The organism is Geodermatophilus sp. SYSU D00766 (genome assembly GCF_054049915.1).
This window is the reverse complement of sequence record NZ_JBJGYI010000008.1, coordinates 102,711-121,439: the sequence shown is the minus strand read 5'-3', so window position 1 is coordinate 121,439 and position 18,729 is coordinate 102,711. Positions and strand designations below refer to the sequence as shown.

General features: G+C 74.8%; 13 protein-coding genes and 1 tRNA gene. 8 read left to right on the top strand and 6 right to left on the bottom strand.

Translation table 11 applies throughout. The annotated features are described in order from the left end of the window. The first annotated feature begins 14 nt into the window (after positions 1–14). The 4 genes from ACI8AD_RS09340 to ACI8AD_RS09325 all read left to right on the top strand — a co-directional run bounded on the left by ACI8AD_RS09340 (position 15) and on the right by ACI8AD_RS09325 (position 7,926). Positions 15–1,022, top strand: coding sequence for an NAD-dependent epimerase/dehydratase family protein (locus tag ACI8AD_RS09340; RefSeq protein WP_456870253.1), 1,008 nt, complete (start codon positions 15–17; stop codon positions 1,020–1,022). Positions 1,023–1,134: 112 nt separating this feature from the next. Next, positions 1,135–3,384: a glycerol-3-phosphate 1-O-acyltransferase gene (locus ACI8AD_RS09335; protein WP_456870252.1), complete on the top strand. Its 2,250-nt coding sequence runs from the start codon at positions 1,135–1,137 to the stop codon at positions 3,382–3,384. Further along, a complete protein-coding gene (locus ACI8AD_RS09330) occupies positions 3,381–6,332 on the top strand; it encodes a wax ester/triacylglycerol synthase family O-acyltransferase (protein ID WP_456870251.1) in 2,952 nt (983 codons plus the stop codon). The genes ACI8AD_RS09335 and ACI8AD_RS09330 overlap by 4 nt, the downstream gene beginning before the upstream one ends. 58 nt (positions 6,333–6,390) lie before the next feature. Further along, entirely contained in the window at positions 6,391–7,926 is a 1,536-nt protein-coding gene (locus ACI8AD_RS09325) for a long-chain-fatty-acid--CoA ligase (RefSeq protein ID WP_456870250.1), read from the top strand. On the opposite strand, the gene ACI8AD_RS09320 is transcribed toward ACI8AD_RS09325, so the two are convergent. After that, a complete protein-coding gene (locus ACI8AD_RS09320; protein ID WP_456870249.1) occupies positions 7,901–8,809 on the bottom strand; it encodes an alpha/beta fold hydrolase in 909 nt (302 codons plus the stop codon). The genes ACI8AD_RS09325 and ACI8AD_RS09320 overlap by 26 nt on opposite strands. A gap of 226 nt (positions 8,810–9,035) precedes the next feature. Here ACI8AD_RS09320 and ACI8AD_RS09315 point away from each other — a divergent pair, with 226 nt between their 5' ends. Beyond that, entirely contained in the window at positions 9,036–9,836 is an 801-nt protein-coding gene (locus ACI8AD_RS09315) for an esterase/lipase family protein (protein ID WP_456870248.1), read from the top strand. Positions 9,837–9,922: 86 nt separating this feature from the next. Here the strand turns inward: ACI8AD_RS09315 and ACI8AD_RS09310 are convergent, their stop codons facing one another. The 4 genes from ACI8AD_RS09310 to ACI8AD_RS09295 form a co-directional block, all read right to left on the bottom strand. Continuing rightward, positions 9,923–10,489 (bottom strand): hypothetical protein, encoded by a 567-nt coding sequence (locus ACI8AD_RS09310; protein WP_456870247.1) that lies wholly within the window; start codon positions 10,487–10,489, stop codon positions 9,923–9,925. A gap of 76 nt (positions 10,490–10,565) precedes the next feature. Beyond that, positions 10,566–10,637: transfer RNA gene (locus ACI8AD_RS09305), tRNA-Val, on the bottom strand. Between the two features lie 12 nt (positions 10,638–10,649). After that, positions 10,650–11,111, bottom strand: a complete 462-nt coding sequence (locus tag ACI8AD_RS09300) for a peroxiredoxin (protein ID WP_456870246.1) — start codon at positions 11,109–11,111, stop codon at positions 10,650–10,652. A gap of 94 nt (positions 11,112–11,205) precedes the next feature. Further along, positions 11,206–11,631 (bottom strand): DUF3052 domain-containing protein, encoded by a 426-nt coding sequence (locus ACI8AD_RS09295; protein ID WP_089403097.1) that lies wholly within the window; start codon positions 11,629–11,631, stop codon positions 11,206–11,208. A 323-nt stretch (positions 11,632–11,954) separates the two neighbouring features. On the opposite strand from ACI8AD_RS09295, the gene aceE reads away from it, so the two are divergent. Further along, positions 11,955–14,753, top strand: a complete 2,799-nt coding sequence (gene aceE, locus ACI8AD_RS09290; RefSeq protein ID WP_456870245.1) for a pyruvate dehydrogenase (acetyl-transferring), homodimeric type — start codon at positions 11,955–11,957, stop codon at positions 14,751–14,753. 12 nt (positions 14,754–14,765) lie between these two features. Further along, positions 14,766–15,755, top strand: coding sequence for an FAD-dependent oxidoreductase (locus ACI8AD_RS09285; protein ID WP_456870244.1), 990 nt, complete (start codon positions 14,766–14,768; stop codon positions 15,753–15,755). 7 nt (positions 15,756–15,762) lie between these two features. Here ACI8AD_RS09285 and ACI8AD_RS09280 read toward each other — a convergent pair whose 3' ends face one another. Beyond that, positions 15,763–17,163: a GH1 family beta-glucosidase gene (locus ACI8AD_RS09280; RefSeq protein WP_456870243.1), complete on the bottom strand. Its 1,401-nt coding sequence runs from the start codon at positions 17,161–17,163 to the stop codon at positions 15,763–15,765. 246 nt (positions 17,164–17,409) lie between these two features. Between ACI8AD_RS09280 and ACI8AD_RS09275 the strand changes: the two genes are divergently transcribed. Next, complete coding sequence (locus tag ACI8AD_RS09275; RefSeq protein WP_456870242.1) at positions 17,410–18,705, top strand: right-handed parallel beta-helix repeat-containing protein; 1,296 nt, start codon at positions 17,410–17,412, stop codon at positions 18,703–18,705. The last annotated feature ends 24 nt before the right edge of the window (positions 18,706–18,729 follow it).

Sequence of the window (18,729 nt, the reverse complement as noted above, 5' to 3'; positions counted from 1 at the left end):
GTAGCGGAACCGGCGTGACCGCTCCCCAGACCGACCTGACCGTCGCCGTCACCGGCCCCACCGGCACCTTCGGCGAGGGGCTGGTCCCGCTGCTGCAGGCCGACGACCGCGTGCGCCGGGTGGTCGGCATCGCCCGCCGTCCCTTCGACCCGGCCGCCCGCGGCTGGACGAAGATGGAGTACCGGCAGGGCGACGTCCGCGACACCGAGGCGCTGCGCGAGGCGTTCGCCGGCGCCGACGTCGTCGTGCACCTGGCGTTCCTCATCACCGGCAACGCCTCCCGCCAGACGACCCGGGCCATCAACGTCGACGGCACGCTCAACGCCTTCCGCGCCGCCGCGGCGGCCGGGGCGCGCCGCTTCGTCTACGCCTCCTCCCTGGCCGCCTACGGCTTCCACCGGGACAACCCGGTCGGGATGACCGAGGAGTGGCCGGTGCGGCCGGCGTCGCGGCTGTTCTACGCGCAGGAGAAGGCCGAGCTCGAGCAGCTGCTGCAGACCGAGGCGCGGGCACACCCGGAGCTGGCGCTGTACCTGCTGCGCCCGCCGGTGGTGCTCGGCCCGCACACCGTGGGCGCCAAGGACCTGCTGCCCGGCCCGCTGGCCCCGCTGGGGCGCTGGCTGGCCGAGCAGAGCACCCGGCGGCTGCCGGTGCCGGTGCCGCTCGCGGTGCCGGCCCTGCCGCTGCAGTTCATCCACGAGGACGACGTCGGCCAGGCGCTGCTGCAGTGCGTCGTCGCCGCCGGCCCGCCCGGGGCCTACAACATCGCCGGCGACGGCGTGCTGACCGCCGCCGACGTCGCCCGCGAGTACGGCGCGCTGCCGCTGCCCCTGCCGGCCGCGCCGGCGCAGCTGGCCGCGCGGGCGGTGTCGCGGCTGCCGTTCCTGCCGCCGGCGGCCGAGTGGGTCGAGGCGGCCAGCCACCCGGCCATCATGGACACGACCAAGGCCCGCGAGCAGCTGGGCTGGCAGCCGCGCTACACCGGCCTGGAGGCGCTGCGCGCCACCCTGCGCTCGGGGTGAGCTTCCCCGCGCGACGCCGGACCGGCAGGCTCGGCGTCCCGCGGCGCAAGCGCCGGCCGGGAGCCCGGCAGCAGCCCGAGCAGGCCGGGAGGAACCCCGGAGAGAGGTGCCCATGAGCGAGCTGGTGGACGTCGACGTCCCGACCATCGTCCTGGCCGACGTGACCAGCGACGTGGAGCGGCGGCTGGTGGCCGGGGCGCTGCCCGCCGACGGCGACCGGGCGACCGTGCTGCCGCTGCGGGGCGCCGCCCTGCACGACGCGCTCGCCGCCGCCTCCCCCGACACCGTCGTCACCGCGGTCCGGGTGGCGTGGACCCCGCGCCGTCCCGCCGGCTCCGCCCCCGGGCGCAGCCGGCGCGGCCGGCTGCACGACGCCCGGCCCTCCCTGCTGCGCCGCCCCCCGGCCGCGCTGCAGGCCGCGGCGCTGCGCCGCGACCCCGACCGCGCCCGGGTGGTGGTCGCCGAGCCCGCCACCGTCGCCGAGCTGACCCGGCGGTGGGACGGCAGCGGCGCGCTGCCGGCCTTCATCGCCCGCCAGGCGGAGCTGGCCCTCGACCGCGCCGAGCGGCAGGTGGTCGGCGACCGGGCCAAGGTGCCCCGCCACGTCGCCGAGGCGATCCAGTACAGCCCCGAGTTCCGCGGCGAGGTGGCCGCCCTCGCCGAGCGCCTCCAGCGGCCCGAGGAGGAGGTCTACGCCGAGGCGGTCGAGGACCTCGGCGGACTGGTCGCGGCGATGGACCCGATGGCCGTCGAGCTGTTCACCGCCTTCCTGCGGCCGGTGCACGCCCGCGCCTGGGACGTGCAGGCCGACACCGCCCGCCTCGACGACCTGCGCGAGCTCAACCGGCGCCACCCGCTGGTGTTCCTGCCCAGCCACCGCTCCTACGTCGACCCGCTGGTCCTCGCCGACGTGCTCGCCGCGCACGACTTCCCGCGCAACCACGTGCTCGGCGGGGACAACCTGCGGTTCTGGCCGGTCGGGCCCGTGGCCAAGCGCGCGGGGCTGGTGTTCATCCGGCGCAGCTTCGGCGACGACCAGGTCTACAAGCTCGCCGTCCGCGAGTACTTCGCCTTCCTGCTGGCCAAGCGCTTCAACCTCGAGTGGTACATGGAGGGCGGGCGCACCCGCACCGGCAAGCTGCGCCCGCCCCGTCACGGGTTGCTGCGCTACGTCGCCGACGCCGTCGAGCGCGGCCGGGTCGAGGACGCCTACGTCGTCCCCGTGTCGATCACCTACGACCAGCTGCGCGAGGTCACCGGGATGGCCGCCGAGCAGGGCGGCGCCGCCAAGCGCGGCGAGGGGCTGTCGTGGATGGCCTCCTACATCCGCGAGCAGGTGCGCACCCCGCTGGGCACGGTGCACGTCGGGTTCGCCGAGCCGCTGTCGCTGGCGGCGGCGCTCCGCAACGGTGCCGACCCGGCCGACCCCGACGCGCGCCGGCTGACCCTGCAGAAGGTCGCCTTCCAGGTCGCCGTCGGCATCAACTCGGTCACCCCCGCGACGGCGACGGCGCTGGTCACCCTGGCGCTGCTGGGCGTCCGCGACCGCGCGCTCACCCTCGGCCAGGTGCAGCGGGTCCTCGAGCCGCTGCTGGCCTACCTCACCGAGACCGGCCGCCCGCACTCCGGCGCCGCGCTGGCCACCGCCTCGGGCGTGAAGCGGGTGCTCGGCGCCCTCGCCCAGCAGGGCGTGGTCACCGTCTACGAGGGCGGCGAGGAGCCGGTCTACGCCATCGAGCGCGGCCAGCACCTGGTGGCCGCCTTCTACCGCAACAGCGCCATCCACCACGTCGTCGACCGGGCCATCGCCGAGCTGGTGATGCTCCGCGACCCGGTCGACCGCTGGGACGAGGCGTTCCGGCTGCGCGACCTGCTGAAGTTCGAGTTCTTCTTCCCCGAGCGCGAGCCCTACCGCGAGCGGCTGACCGCCGAGCTGGAGCGGCTGGACCCGCACTGGGAGACCGCCGATGGCCGCGCGGTGCTGTGCGCGGCGCCGCTGCTGTTCGCCCACCGGGTGCTGCGCTCCTTCGTCGACGCGCAGCTGGTCGTGGCCGAGCGGCTGGCCGCCCGCGACCCGCGCACGCCGGTGGTGCAGGCGGAGTTCCTCGCCGAGTGCAGCGGCGTGGGCCAGCAGATGCTGCTGCAGGGCCGGCTGCACGGGCCGGAGTCGCTCTCGCGCGAGCTGTTCGGCAGCGCGCTGCAGCTGGCCGCCAACCTCGACCTCGTCGACCCCGGCCGGGAGGACCTGGCCCGCCGCCGGCAGGAGTGGGCCGCTCAAGTCCGCGACGTCGTCGGCCGAGTAGGAGTGATCGACGAGTTGGACGCCGCGGCGCGGCGGGAGAACGTGGGGGTGGAGCCGTGACGGCCGACCAGGAGACGCCGACCGGCGGGTTGCGCGAGAACGCCGCGGCGATGGCCCGGAGCAGCGTCTGGACCGAGGAGCAGCTGATCGCCGACGTCGAGGCCGCGCCCCCCGGGCCGCGCGTCGGCGCGTTCTTCGACTTCGACGGCACCGTCATCGACGGCTACTCGCTGGCCGCCTTCGCCCGCCACCACCTGCGCTCGCTGGAGGTGACGCCGAACGCGCTGGGCCAGCTGCTGCTGTCCGGGCTGCGCGGGGTCACCACCGAGGAGGACTTCGAGCGGTTCACGATCACCGGCATGCGCGCCTGGGCCGGCCGCAGCGAGGACGAGCTGGTCGAGCTCGGCGAGCGGCTGTTCGTGCAGGGCATCGCCGGGTCGCTGTACCCGGAGGCCTGGCGCCTGGTCACCGCGCACCTCAACGCCGGGCACACCGTCGTCCTGGCCTCCTCGGCCACCCGCTTCCAGGTCGAGCCGGCCGCGCGCGCCCTCGGCGTGGAGCACGTGCTGGTCTCCCCCGTCGAGATCGTCGACGGCGTGTGTACCGGGCGCCCGGGCGGGCCGCTGCTGTGGCGCACGGGCAAGGCCGCCGCGGTGCGTGCCTTCGCCGAGGAGCACGGCATCGACCTGCTGCAGAGCTACGCCTACTCCAACGGCGACGAGGACGTGCCCTTCCTGCGCACGGTCGGGCGCGGCCGCGCGCTCAACCCCGGCCGCGGGCTGGCCGCCGCCGCCCGGCACTACTCCTGGCCGGTGGCCCGCTTCCGCCGCCGCGGCAGCGCCTCGCCGGTCGACGTCGCCCGCACCGTCGCGGGCCTCGGCGGCATGATCGGCGGCTTCGCCACCGGCGTGGCCGTGGGCGCGCTCGGCGGCTCCCGCCGCGAGGCGGTCGACCTCGGCATCACCCTCGCGGGTGAACTAGGCAGCGCGCTGGCCGGCGTCCGGGTCGACGTCCAGGGCGCCGAGCACCTGGCCACCCGGCCGGCGGTGTTCCTGTTCAACCACCAGAGCCAGCTCGACGTCCTGGTGCTGGCCAAGCTGCTGCGCGGCGGCTTCACCGGCGTGGCCAAGAAGGAGCTCGCCCGCACCCCGGGCTTCGGGCTGGCCTTCCGCCTCGCCGACGTCGCCTTCGTCGACCGCGGCGACCCCGCGCAGGCGCGCAGGGCGCTCGAGCCCGCGGTGGAGCGGCTGCGCGAGGGCATCTCGCTGGTCGTCGCCCCCGAGGGCACCCGCTCGGCCACCCCGACCCTCGGCCCGTTCAAGAAGGGCGCCTTCCACGTCGCGGTGCAGGCCGGCGTCCCGATCGTGCCGATCGTGCTGCGCAACACCGGCGAGCTCATGTGGCGGGGCGCCTCGGTGATCCACCCGGGCGTCGTCCAGGTGCGGGTGCTGCCGCCGGTGTCGACCGACGGCTGGACCGTCGAGGAGCTCGACGAGCGGGTCGCCGAGGTGCACGACCAGTACCTGCGCACCCTGGCCAACTGGGGCGGTCGCGGTGAGCGTCCGGTGGTCAGCGAGGAGCCGACCGCCGGCGAGCCCAGCCCGGTGCCCGCGCCGCCGCTGGCCTGGGGCAGCGCCCCGGAGATGAACCCCCTGGAGACGGCGATGTGGCGCGCGGAGGTGGCCGACCCGCGGCTGCGCGCCAACGTCGCGCTGCTGGAGCTGCTCGACCCCGCCCCCGACTGGGAGCGGCTGCGCAACGCCCACGAGTGGGCCTCCCGGATGGTGCCGCGGATGCGCCAGCGGGTGGTGGAGCCGGCGCTGGGCATCGGCACGCCGCGCTGGGTCACCGTGCCCGAACTCGACCTCGACGCGCACGTGCGGCGGGTCCGGCTCGAGGAGCCCGGCTCGATGCGGCAGCTGCTCGACGTCGTCGGGGAGTTCGTCTCCGCGCCGCTGGACCGCGACCGGCCGCTGTGGCAGGCGATGCTGGTCGAGGGGCTCTCCGACGGGCGCGCCGGCTACGTGGTCAAGACCCACCACAGCACCACCGACGGGCTCGGCGCGGTGCAGCTGATGAGCCGGCTGCACAGCCGCACCGCCGAGCACGACCCGGCGCGCCCCGAGCCGCCGGTCCCCCTCCCCGACGACAGCGTCTCGCGCACCGGCCTGCTCACCGAGCAGCTCGTCGGGACCGCCCGCTCGGCGCCGATGGCGGTGCTGCGCCGCGGGGTCGGCGCGCTGACCGCCGGCGCCCGGCCGTGGGACCTGGTCAGCTCCGCGCTGGGCTCGGCGCGCTCGGCCGGCCGCACCCTCGCCCCGCCCGGGCCGGGCTCGACGCTGCTCACCCCGCGCGGCGGCGGCTGGCACCTGGAGGTGCTCGAGGTGCCGCTGGCCGACCTCAAGGCCGGCGCCAAGGCCGCCGGGGGCTCGCTCAACGACGGCTACCTCGCCGCGGTGATCGGCGGGTTCCGCCGCTACCACCAGCGGCACGGCGCACCGCTGGGCACGCTGGCGGTCGGCATCCCGATCAGCCTGCGCGCCCAGGACGCACCCGAGGGCGGCAACCGGTTCACCGGCGCCCGCTTCCCGGCGCCGCTGGACGAGGCCGACCCCGCCGTCCGCATCCGGGCGATCCGCGAGTTCGTCATGTCGGTGCGCGGCGACGCGAGCTCCAGCGTGCTCAACGACCTGCTCGCCCCGACGCTGAGCTGGCTGCCCGCCCCGGTGATCGGCGCCGTCTCCGGGCAGCTGACCAGCGCCAACGACGTCCAGGTGTCCAACGTGCCGGGGGTGACCCACCCGGTCTACATCGCCGGCTCGCGCATCGACCGGATGTACCCGTTCGGCCCGCTGCCCGGGTGCGCGGCGATGATCACCCTGCTGTCGCACGAGGGGCAGTGCTGCATCGGGATGAACCTCGACGCGGCCGCCGTCACGGACCCGGCCGGGCTGGTGGCCGACCTGCAGGCGAGTCTCGACGAGGTGGTGGCGCTCGCGCAGGGTTGAGCCGGGCAGGTCGCGGTACTGGACCGGGTGCAACCCCCGTCACAGCCCAGGAGCGGCCATGAGCTTCAACCTCGCCACCATCCTGCGCGAGTCCGCCCTCACCCACCCCGACAAGCCGATGCTGCTCATGGGCCCGCTGCGGCTCTCCTACCGGCAGGTCGACGTCCTGTCGGGGCAGGTCGCGGCGGGCCTGCGCGCGGCCGGGCTGCGCCGGGGCGACTCGGTGGCGCTGCAGCTGCCGAACGTCCCGCAGTTCGTGCTCGCCTACTTCGGTGCGCTCAAGGCCGGGCTGACGCTCGTGCCGCTCAACCCGCTGCTCAAGGCGCCGGAGGTCGCCTACCACCTCAGCGACAGCGGGGCGAAGGCGCTGATCACCTTCGACGCGTTCGCCGACGAGGCGGTCAAGGGCGCGGCCGAGGCCGGCGACGTCCGCGTGTACGTCGTCCCCTCACCCGGCGCGCCGGCGGACGCGCTGCCGGCCGACACCACGCCCTTCGACGCCCTGGTGGCCGACGGCGAGGGCGCCGACCCGGCCGACGTCGAGCAGATGTCCCCCGAGGACACCGCGGTGGTCATCTACACCAGCGGCACGACCGGCCGCCCGAAGGGCGCCGAGCTCACCCACTTCCAGACCTACATGGCCGCCTCGGTGGCGGCCGAGACGTTCGCCTACCGCGACGACGACGTCGCCATGGCGGTGCTGCCGCTGTTCCACGTCTTCGGCCTGTCCAGCGTCATGAACTGCGCCGTCCGCTCGGCGGCGACCCTCGTGCTGGTGCCCCGCTTCGAGGTCGGCGCGGTGCTCGACGCGATGGAGCAGCACCGGGTCACGGTGTTCTGCGGCGTGCCGACGATGTTCGTGGCCCTCATGCACGCCGACCTCACCGGCCGAGACGTGTCCAGCCTGCGGATCTGCGTCTCCGGTGGCGCCTCCATCCCCGGCGAGGTCATCAAGGGCTTCGAGGCCGCCTACGCCGCCACGGTGCTCGAGGGCTACGGGCTGTCGGAGACCTGCGCGGTCGCCACGTTCAACCGCAGCGCCGAGGAGCGCCGGGTCATGTCGATCGGCAAGCGCCTGTGGGGCTGCGAGGTCCGCGTCGTCGACCCCGACGACGCGCCGCTGCCGACCGGCCCGGACCACGTCGGTGAGATCGTGCTGCGCGGGCACAACATCATGAAGGGCTACCTCGGCCGCCCGGAGGCCACCGCCGAGGCCATGCGCGGCGGCTGGTTCCACACCGGCGACCTCGGCTACCAGGACGACGACGGCTTCTTCTACATCGTCGACCGCAAGAAGGACCTGGTCATCCGCGGCGGGTTCAACGTCTACCCGCGCGAGATCGAGGAGGTCCTGCACGCCCACCCGGCCGTGCTCGAGGCCGCCGTCATCGGCCGGCCCGACGAGCGGCTGGGTGAGGAGGTCGTGGCGTTCGTCAGCCTCAAGGCCGGGGCGTCGGCCGAGCCGGAGGAGGTCATCGCGTTCTGCAAGGAGCGGCTGGCGGCCTACAAGTACCCGCGGCAGGTGGTCGTCATCGACGAGCTGCCCAAGGGCCCCAGCGGGAAGGTGCTCAAGACCGAGCTGCGCTCCCGCTGACGGCGGACTCCGCCAGCCACGCCAGCACGAGGTCGGCCAGGCGCTCGGGCACCTGCAGCTGCGGCACGTGCCCGACGCCGGCCAGCTCCTCGTACCGCCAGGCGGGGTTCGCGGCGGCGACCTCCCGTGCGGCCGACACCGGCACCAGCCGGTCCTGGTCGCCCTGCACCAGCAGCACCGGGGCGCCCACCCGGGCCATCGCGTCCCGGTAGCGCTGCGGGCGGATCAGGATGCCCAGCAGCGAGCGGGCCGCGGTGAGGAACGCGCGGTCCATGCCGACGACGTCGTCGCGCTGCTCGAGCAGGGCGACGGCGCGGTCGACCACCGGGGCGGGCAGCTCGTCGGGGTCGACGCCGACGAGCTGCAGCATCGCGCGGACGCGGGTGAGCGGCGTCTGGCGGGCCCGCCGCAGGGACAGCACCCGCTCGCCGATCCCCGGGAGGGCGTAGAGCGCGAAGGTGGCCGCCACCAGCGGGTCCAGCCGACGTCGGCCGCCGGGCAGCGCCGGGTCGAGCAGCACCAGCGCCCGGACGGCGTCGGGAGCGGACGCCGCGGTGAACAGCGAGATCATCCCGCCCATCGAATTGCCCACGAGCACCGCCGGCTCGCCGACCACCTCGCGCAGGAACCGCCGCAGCACCGCGACGTTGGCCGGCACGGTGGCGCGGCGGTCACCGGGCTCGCTGCGGCCGAAACCGGGCAGGTCCAGCGCCCACACCCGGGCCGACGGCGTCAGCAGCGGGGCGAGCAGGTCCCAGTTGCCGTGGGAGCCGCCCAGCCCGTGCACCAGGACGACGGCGGGGCCGCCGTCGGTACCGCCGTAGTCCACGACGTGCACCGGACCGCCGAGGTCGACCGTCCTGCTCGTCCCGGGGTGCTCCACTCGCCGTCCTCCTGCTGTCGTCGGTGCCACGCGCGCCGCCGACCGTACGGTTCCACGGCCCGGCCGGCCTCGCGCGCCGTGCAGGTGAGACCCCTGCGACCGGTGTGGTGTGCGCCACACTCGGCACGCTGCTGCTGCCGCGCGCCGGAACAGTCAGGTGTGACGGGAGCCCCAGAGTGGTACCGCCCCGTTCGGCGGCAACGGGGCTGCCGGCGAGGAGGACGACGTGTCACGACAGCAGTTCGAGGGTCCCGGCCTCCCGCTGTACCTCACCGAGGTGGGCCGCGCGGTCGCCGACTACGGCCTCTACCTCGCGGCCCGCCCGCTGCTCCCCCGCCTGCCGGTCGGCGACGGGCACCCGGTGCTCGTGCTGCCCGGCCTGATGGCCGACGACATGTCCACGACCACCCTGCGCCGCGTGCTGCGCCGGCTCGGCTACCGCGTGCACGGCTGGCGCCTGGGCCGCAACATCGGGCCGACCGCGGAGTGCGTCGAGGGCATGGCCCGGCGCATCGAGGACCTCGGCGACCGCTACGGCCGGCCGGTCAGCCTCGTCGGCCAGAGCCTCGGCGGCATCTTCGCCCGCGACCTCGCCCGCAAGACCCCCGACGCCGTCCGCCAGGTGATCACCCTCGGCAGCCCGTTCGCGCTGCAGGCCGACACCCAGACCCGCGCACACCGGGTCTTCGAGCGCTACTCGCACCTGCACGTGGAGCGGCGGACCCTGCCGCTGCAGAGCGAGGCGACCCCCCTGCAGGTGCCCTCGACGTCGATCTACTCCCACCAGGACGGGATCGTCGCCTGGCAGGCGTGCCTGGACCGGCTCTCGCCGCACGCGGAGAACATCGCCGTCCACGCCAGCCACCTGGGCATGGGCCACAACCCGGCGGTCATCTACGCGGTGGCCGACCGGCTCGCCCAGCCCGAGGGCACCTGGCGCCCGTTCCGCTCCCCGCTGGCGCTGCGGCCGGCGTTCCCGCGCCCGGACGTCCCCGAGTTCACCTTCCGCCCGGCCGCCGCCGCCTGACGGGAGGCACCCGGCTCCCCGACCGGTCGTCCTCCGTGGTCTCCGGGCGCCCGTGACCACGACGGCCGACCACTCGACGGCGCGGGTCAGGCCCGGGATCGCGTCCCCACGACGCGGACCCCGAGCCAGACGAGCGCGGCCAGCAGTCCCACGGCGACCACCGCCGCGGTGACCCGCCACTCCACGAGGGAACGGGGCTGCCACCAGACGGTCACCGCGACGAGGACGTCGACGACCGCGACGAGCAGGAGGCCCACCCGCCAGACCCGGAAGCTGCTCAGCGAACCCAGCCGGGGCGGACGCACGGCCACGAGGCGGGCCGCCTGCGCCCCCCGGTCGGAGATGGGGCGCAGGCCGAGCTCGGCCTCCAGGCGCAGCATCTCCGCGCGGTCCAGCTCGGAGTGGTACCGGTGGCGACCCATCAGCTGCCAGGCCAGGGCCGTGATCAGCACCCCCACGGCGCAGGCGACGGTCGTCGGCCACGGTTCGCGGTCGGGGTCCAGGGCCGTGCCGAGCAGGACGGCCTGGGCGGTGAGCGCGAGGGCCGGGACCAGCCACGGCACCGCGTCGCTCTGGCTGCTGCGCGCCACGAGCTGCTCGTAGGTGAACAGCTCCCGGGCGTACTGGTCCCTCCAGGCGGGCGGCTCCGTCACGCCGACCACCATGGCGCAGACCGGCAGTCTGCCGGCGTCCCGCGACGACGGCTCCGCCGATCCTGCTCCGCAGAGGTGGGCGCGGCCGGGATCGAACCGGCGACCGCTCGCTTGTAAGGCGAGAGCTCTCCCGCTGAGCTACGCGCCCCGCTCGCCCAGACTAGGCGGCGAGCCTGGCGACGGCGTCCTTCCAGCCGGACTGCTCGCGCGCGTCACCGGGCGAGTTGACCTCGGCGAAGGCGATCTTCCCCTCGGCGTCGACCAGGAACGTGCCGCGCAGCGCCATGCCGGCCTTGTCGTTGAACACGCCGTAGGCCTGCGCGGTCGCGCCGTGCGGCCAGAAGTCCGACAGCAGCGGGAAGTCCAGGCCCTCCTGCGCCTTGAACGCCTTGAGGCTGAACACCGGGTCGGTGCTGATCGCGAGCACCGTCACGCCGGCGCCGGTGTAGGTGGCGATCTCGTCGCGCAGCTGGCACAGCTCACCGGTGCAGATGCCGGAGAAGGCGAACGGGTAGAAGACGACCAGCACCGGCCGGCCCCGCAGCTCGGCGAGGGAGACGACCTGGCGGTCCTGGTCGGGCAGGCTGAAGTCGGGCGCGACGTCGCCGACGGAGAGGCTCATGCGCCCGATCGTGCCCCACGAGGTGAGGTGCTGGAACGGCCCCCTCGCAGGGCCCCGCCCCGAGCTCGCGAGGGGTGGGGGGCGAGGGGGTCCTTCACCGGCGGGTGCGGGCCGTCTTCGGGGTGACCAGCCGGATGCCCGACCAGTCCTTGGCCGCGGAGATGCTGCTGGTCTGCGCGAGGCCGGCGGTGGGCGCGGCCTCGGTGACGTCGCCGGGCTCGACGTGGCCGGGGCGCCCGGACTTGGGCACCAGCAGCCAGACGACGCCGTCGTCGGCCAGCGAGGCGATCGCGTCGACCAGCGCGTCGACGAGGTCGCCGTCGTCCTCGCGCCACCACAGCAGGACGACGTCGGCCACCTCGTCGGTGTCCTCGTCGACCATGTCGCTGCCGCAGGCCTCCACGATGGAGTCGCGCAGGTCCTCGTCGGCGTCCTCGTCCCAGCCGAGCTCCTGCACGACCATGCCCGGCTTGATGCCCAGCCGGGCCGCCATGCTGGCGCTGCCCGAGTCGACGCTCATCCCTGCTGTTCCTCCGGTGCTCCGTGGGGTGCCGGCCGGGAGACGGCGGGCACGCGACGCCGGCTCTCCGGCGCGGGGGGACGGCACGGGCCGACGGCGGACACGACCGGCGGGGAGGGCACCCGCAGCCTGGTCATGTCACCCCCCTCGAACCCGGACGTGCGGCGCCGACGGCGTCGGTCCGCGTGGGCAGGAGCGTAGGGCATGCCTGGTCAGGCGCAAGCGGTCCGCGGGTGGGCGCGCGGGCCCTCCGTGCGCCCGCGCGGGGATCGACCTGGGCTCCTCGCGTGACGCCGGGGCGCCGGACGCGAGACGATGGGGGCATGAGCTCACCGCAGCAGGGTGGCGACCCCACCCGCGACGCCGGCCAGCCCCGCGCGGTCATCACCGACGGGCTCCCCAGTCAGCTGGTCGACACCGATCCCGACGAGACCCAGGAGTGGGTGGAGTCGCTCGACAGCGTCGTCGAGCACGCAGGCCGCGGGCGCGCCCGCTACCTCATGCTCAAGATGCTGCAGCGCAGCCGTGAGCAGCAGGTCGGCGTCCCGGCCCTCCGCAGCACCGACTACATCAACACGATCCCGCCCGAGCGCGAGCCGTACTTCCCCGGCGACGAGGACACCGAGCGGCGGATCCGCGCCTACATCCGGTGGAACGCCGCGATCATGGTCCACCGCGCGCAGCGGCCGGGGATCGCCGTCGGCGGCCACATCTCCTCCTACGCGTCGTCGGCCTCGCTCTACGAGGTCGGCTTCAACCACTTCTTCCGCGGCAAGGACCACCCCGGCGGCGGCGACCAGATCTGGTTCCAGGGGCACGCCTCCCCCGGCATCTACGCCCGCGCCTACCTCGAGGGCCGGCTCAGCGAGCACCAGCTCGACGGCTTCCGGCAGGAGGTCAGCCACCCCGGGGGCGGGCTGTCGTCCTACCCCCACCCGCGGCTGATGCCGGACTTCTGGGAGTTCCCCAGCGTCTCCATGGGCCTGGGCCCGATGAACGCGATCTACCAGGCGCGCTTCAACCGCTACCTGCACAGCCGCGGCATCAAGGACACCTCCGACCAGCACGTCTGGGCCTTCCTCGGCGACGGCGAGATGGACGAGCCGGAGTCGCTGGGCCTGATCGGCCTGGCCGCCCGCGAGGAGCTGGACAACCTCACCTTCGTCGTCAACTGCAACCTGCAGCGCCTCGACGGCCCGGTGCGCGGCAACGGCAAGGTCATCCAGGAGCTGGAGTCCTTCTTCCGCGGCGCCGGCTGGAACGTCATCAAGGTGATCTGGGGCCGGGAGTGGGACCGGCTGCTGGCCGCCGACCGCGACGGCGCGCTGGTCAACCTGATGAACTCCACGCCCGACGGCGACTACCAGACCTACAAGGCCGAGGACGGCGCCTACGTGCGCGAGCACTTCTTCGGCCGCGACCCGCGCACCCGCAGGCTCGTGGAGAACATGAGCGACAAGGAGGTCTGGGACCTCTCCCGCGGCGGGCACGACTACCGCAAGGTCTACGCGGCGTTCAAGGCGGCGGTGGAGCACAAGGGCCAGCCCACGGTCATCCTCGCCAAGACCATCAAGGGCTGGACGCTGGGCAGCCACTTCGAGGGCCGCAACTCCACCCACCAGATGAAGAAGCTGACCGCCGAGGACCTCGCCGCCTTCCGCGACCGGCTCTACCTGCCCATCCCCGACGAGGCGCTGGACAAGACCCTGCCGCCCTACTACAAGCCCGAGCCGGACTCCGACGAGATGCAGTACATGCTCGAGCGGCGGCGGGCCCTGGGTGGTGCGGTGCCGCGGCGGCGGGCGGAGTTCAAGACCCTCAAGGCGCCCGACGACAAGGCCCTCGACGTCCTGCGGCGCGGCTCGGGCAAGCAGGAGGTGGCGACGACGATGGCGTTCGTCCGCCTGCTCAAGGAGCTGCTCAAGGACAAGGAGCTCGGCCCGCGCTTCGTGCCGATCATCCCCGACGAGGCCCGCACCTTCGGGATGGACTCCCTCTTCCCGTCGCAGAAGATCTACAACCCGGGCGGGCAGCGCTACACCTCGGTCGACCGCGAGCTGATGCTGGCCTACAAGGAGTCCGAGCAGGGCCAGATCCTGCACGAGGGCATCAACGAGGCCGGGTCCACGGCGTCGTTCACCGCCGCCGGCACCTCGTACGCCACGCACGGCGAGCCGATGATCCCGATCTACATCTTCTACTCGATGTTCGGGTTCCAGCGGACCGGCGACTCGTTCTGGGCGGCCTCGGACCAGATGACCCGCGGCTTCGTCCTGGGCGCGACCGCCGGGCGGACGACGCTCAACGGCGAGGGCCTGCAGCACGAGGACGGCCACTCGCTGCTGCTGGCGCACACCAACCCGGCGGTGGTGTCCTACGACCCGGCGTTCTCCTACGAGGTCGGGCACATCACCCGCGACGCGCTGGTGCGCATGTACGGCGAGGACCCGGGTGCGCCGCTGGGCGGGCACCGCAGCCCCGACGTCATGTACTACCTGACCGTCTACAACGAGCCCTACAACCAGCCGGCCGAGCCCGAGGGCCTCGACGTGCAGGGCCTGCTGGCCGGCATGTACCTGTACGCGCCCGGCCACGGCGAGGGCCCCCGGGCGCAGGTGCTGGCCAGCGGGGTGGCGGTGCCGTGGGCGCTGCGCGCGCAGGAGCTGCTGCGCGAGGACTGGGGCGTGTCGGCCGACGTGTGGTCGGTGACCTCCTGGACCGAGCTGCGCCGCCAGGCCGACGAGGTCAGCGAGCGCAACTTCCTGCACCCGGAGGAGGAACCGCAGGTCCCCTACGTGACCCAGCGGCTGCAGGGCGCCGACGGCCCCGTCGTCGCGGTCTCGGACTGGATGCGGTCGGTGCCCGACCTCATCGCGCCCTACGTCCCCGGCGGGATGGCGACGCTGGGCACCGACGGGTTCGGCCTGTCCGACACCCGCCCGGCGCTGCGGCGGCACTTCCACGTCGACGCCGAGTCGATCGTCGTCCGCACCCTCGGCGCGCTGGCCGACCGCGGCGAGATCGACCGCGCGAAGGTGCGCGAGGCGGTGGAGCGGTACCGCGTCCGCGACGTGCAGGCCGCGCCCGCCGACGAGCGCTCGGACCCCAGCCCCGCCACCTGACGAAGGACCCCCGTGCCCCCCACCACTCGCGAGCTCGCGGCGGGGCCCTGCACGGGGGCCGCTGACGGCGGCCGCCGCGAGGTGGCCGTCGTCGGCGGCGGGGTGGTCGGCCTGACCTGCGCCCTGGAGCTGGCCCAGGCCGGCCACCGGGTGCGGCTGCACGCCGCCGACCCACCGGAGGCGACGACCTCGGCGGTGGCCGCGGCGCTGTGGTTCCCCTACCGGGCGGCGCCGGCCGACGCGGTGCTGCGCTGGGGTGCGGTCTCCCGCACCGCCTTCACCGCGCTCGCCGGCAACCCGGTCACGGGGGTGACCCTGCGGCCGGGCACCGTGGTGCACCGCACGCCCGAGCCGGACCTGTGGTGGGCACCGGGCGTGCCCGGCGTCCGCCCGGCGACCCCGGGGGAGCTCCCGCCCGGGGTCGCCGCCGGCACCCGCTGCACGCTGCCGGTGGTCGACACCGGCCGCTACCTGCCCTGGCTGGCCGACATCGCCCGCTCCGCCGGGGTGGAGGTCGTCCGCGAGGGGGTCGCTCGGGTCGAGGACGTGCCCGGCGACGCGGTCGTCGTGGCCGCGGGGCTGGCCTCGGGCCCGCTCCTCGGCGACGACACCGGCGTCCCGGTGCAGGGGCAGGTGGTGCGCCTCGCCGACCCGGGCCTCACCGGCTGGGTGCTCGACGAGGACGGGCCCGCAGGGCTGACCTACGTGGTGCCCCGCGGGCGCGACGTCGTCTGCGGCGGCACCGCCGTCGAGGGCGCCACGGGCACCGACCCCGACCCCGACGTCGAGGCCGCCGTCCTCGCGCGGGCCCGGGCGCTGGTGCCGGAACTGCGCGACGCGCCGGTGCTGTCCCGGGCGGTCGGGCTGCGGCCCGGCCGGCCCACCGTGCGGCTCGAGCGGATCGAGCGGGCGGGCCGGCCGGTCGTGGCCTGCTACGGCCACGGCGGCGCGGGGATCACCCTCTCCTGGGGCTGCGCGGCCGACGTCGTCGCGCTGGTCTGAGCGCCCGTCAGCCGCGGTCGCGGTGGCGGCGCAGCACGTCGGCGTAGACGCGGCCGCTGTCCTTCACCGTCCGCCGCTGGGTGTCGTAGTCCACGTGCACCAGGCCGAAGCGCTGCCCGTAGCCGCGGGCCCACTCGAAGTTGTCCAGCAGCGACCAGGCGAAGTAGCCCCGGACCGGCGCGCCCCGCTCGATCGCCGAGCCCACGGCGGCCAGGTGGCGCAGCAGGAAGTCGACCCGCTGCGGGTCGCGCACCGCGCCCTCGGCGTCGACCTCGTCGTCCCAGGCCGAGCCGTTCTCCGTGACCACCAGCGGCAGGCCCGGCGCCTTCTCCCCGAGCCACAGCAGCAGGTCGGTGAACGCCCCGGGGCTGATGCCCCAGCCCATGGTGGTCGTCGGCCCCTCGGGATCGAGCTCGACGACCTGCTCGCCGCCGATGAAGGACGTGGGCGGCTTGTCGGCCGGCCGCTCCCCGGCCCGCACGGTCTCCTCGAAGTAGTAGTTCACGCCCAGCCAGTCCAGCGGCGCGGCGATGGCCTGCAGGTCGCCGTCCTGCACCGGCAGCGGCGCACCGGCGGCGGCGAGGTCCTCGACCACGTCGGCGGGGTAGGCGCCGGAGACGACCGGCTCGAGGAACATGCGGTTCTGCTGGCCGTCGAGGCGGCGGGCGGCGTCGCGGTCGGCGGGCGAGTCGGTGGCCGGGTGCATCGGGGTGAAGTTGAGCGTGATGCCCAGCGAGCCGACGCCGGCCTCGCGCAGCCGGCCCGCGGCCAGGCCGTGCCCGAGCAGCAGGTGGTGCACGGCGCGGGAGGCCGCGACCGGGTCCTGCACGCCGGGGGCGTGCACCCCGGCCATGTGGCCGAGCAGGGAGCTGACCATCGGCTCGTTGAGCGTCGACCAGTGCCGCACCCGGTCCCCGAGCGCGTCGACGACGACGGCGGCGTAGTCGGCGAAGCGGGCGGCGGTGTCCCGGTCGGTCCAGCCGCCGCGGTCCTGCAGCGCCTGCGGCAGGTCCCAGTGGTAGAGCGTCAGCCACGGGTCGATGCCCGCGCCGAGCAGCTCGTCGACCAGCCGCCGGTAGAAGTCCAGCCCGCGCTGCTCCACCCGGCCGGCGCCCTCGGGGAGCACCCGCGGCCACGCCACCGAGAACCGGTACGCCGACAGCCCGAGGTCGCCCATCAGCGCCACGTCGTCGCGGTACCGGTGGTAGTGGTCGCAGGCGACGTCGCCGGTGTCGCCGCGCTCGACGCGGCCCGGGGTGTGGCTGAAGGTGTCCCAGATCGACGGCCCCCGGCCGTCCTCGTGCACCGCGCCCTCGATCTGGTAGGCCGCGGTGGCGGCACCGAAGACGAAGCCGGGCGGGAAGGTCAGGCCGGCGAGGAGGTCCTCGCGGCCGTCACTGGTGGTCATGGAAGCGGTGCTCCTCGCGAGGATCGGGGAAGGGGGCGGCGCGGGCAGTGTGCCCGACGCCTCCCCCGCGCGCCGCGGCGAGGGGAGGGTGCGTCCGTCCGCGAGGCACGACCCGGGTCGGAATAGCACACGACCCGGGTATGAGGTCACACCCGCCTCTGTCGTGTCGCTGGCCCCGTTCGTCACTTCTCCCCATCGTTGCGGTGCGCACCCGGGCCCTCGGGCGCGTCCCCACCGGGAGGACACATGCAGCACCCGTGCACAGCCGGACCCCTGCGGACACCGGGCCTCACCCGCGGGCTGACGATCACCGCGTCGGCCGTCCTCGCCTTCACCGCCCTGCCGGCCGGCCTCGCCGCCGCCGACGGGGGCGGGGGCTCGGGCGGAGGCGACACCTGGGTCGTCCACGAGGGCGAGTCCATCCAGGCGGCCGTCGACGCGGCGCAGTCCGGCGACACGATCAGGATCGAGGCGGGCGAGTACCACGAGGCCGTCTGCGTCGCCGGCAAGGGCCTGACCATCGTCGGCGCCGGGCGCGGAGACGACGGCACCCGCATCGTCTGGGACGAGTGGACGACCCCCGACCAGCTGCCGGACGTGGCGTCGACCCCCTGCTGGGAGGCCCAGAACGAGGCCGACCCGGAGTCCGACCCCGACACGCTCGCCGACGACGTCTCCGGCCTGTTCTTCCTGAACCCGGACGGGCCGGTCCGGGTGCGCGACCTGTCCACCTGGAACCACCCGGCCAACGGCATCGCCGCCTGGGGCGCCGACGGCTTCCGGGTGCGCAAGACCGCAGGGCACGCCCACGAGCGCTTCGGCATCCTCGCCGCCGACTCCACCCACACGCGGATCTCCCGGAACATCCTGCAGGGGCTCGACCGCGGCACGCCCGAGTCGCCCAACAGCGGCACGGCCGGCATCGGGATCACCGACTCCGACCTGTCCTACGCCGACGTCGTGGCCAACGACGTCCAGGGCTACAACCTGGGCATCTTCGCCCGGGAGTCCCGCAGCGGCGCCATCCGGAACAACTACGTGGCCGGCAACTGCGTCGGCGTCCTCGTCTTCGACGACGCCCTCACCGAGATCCCCGACGCCACGCGGCAGGTCGAGGGCGGCGACTGGCAGATCGAGCACAACGAGGTGACCGGCAACGACCGGTTCTGCCTCGCCGGCGTCGGCGACGTCGAGGCGTCGCTGCGCGTCTCCGGGACCGGCGTGGGCGTGGTGAACGCGGACTCGGTGTCGGTGAAGCGGAACCAGATCCACGACAACGTCCCGTCGGTCGACCCCGCGTCGCTGCAGTTCCCCGCCGGCGGGGTCGTCCTCGTGACGCTGCCGCCGTTCAACAACCCGCTCGGCATCGACCCCGGTCCCGCCGACGACATCCAGGTCGTCCAGAACACGATCACCGGCAACGTCCCCGTCGACGTCCTGCTGAGCGCGACGGGCTTCGGCCCGCTGGGGGACGTGGGCGACGTCGAGTTCGAGGACAACACCTGCAACGCCAGCGTCCCGCCGGAGCTCTGCGCTCCCTGACCCGCCGACCGGGGCCCTCTCGCC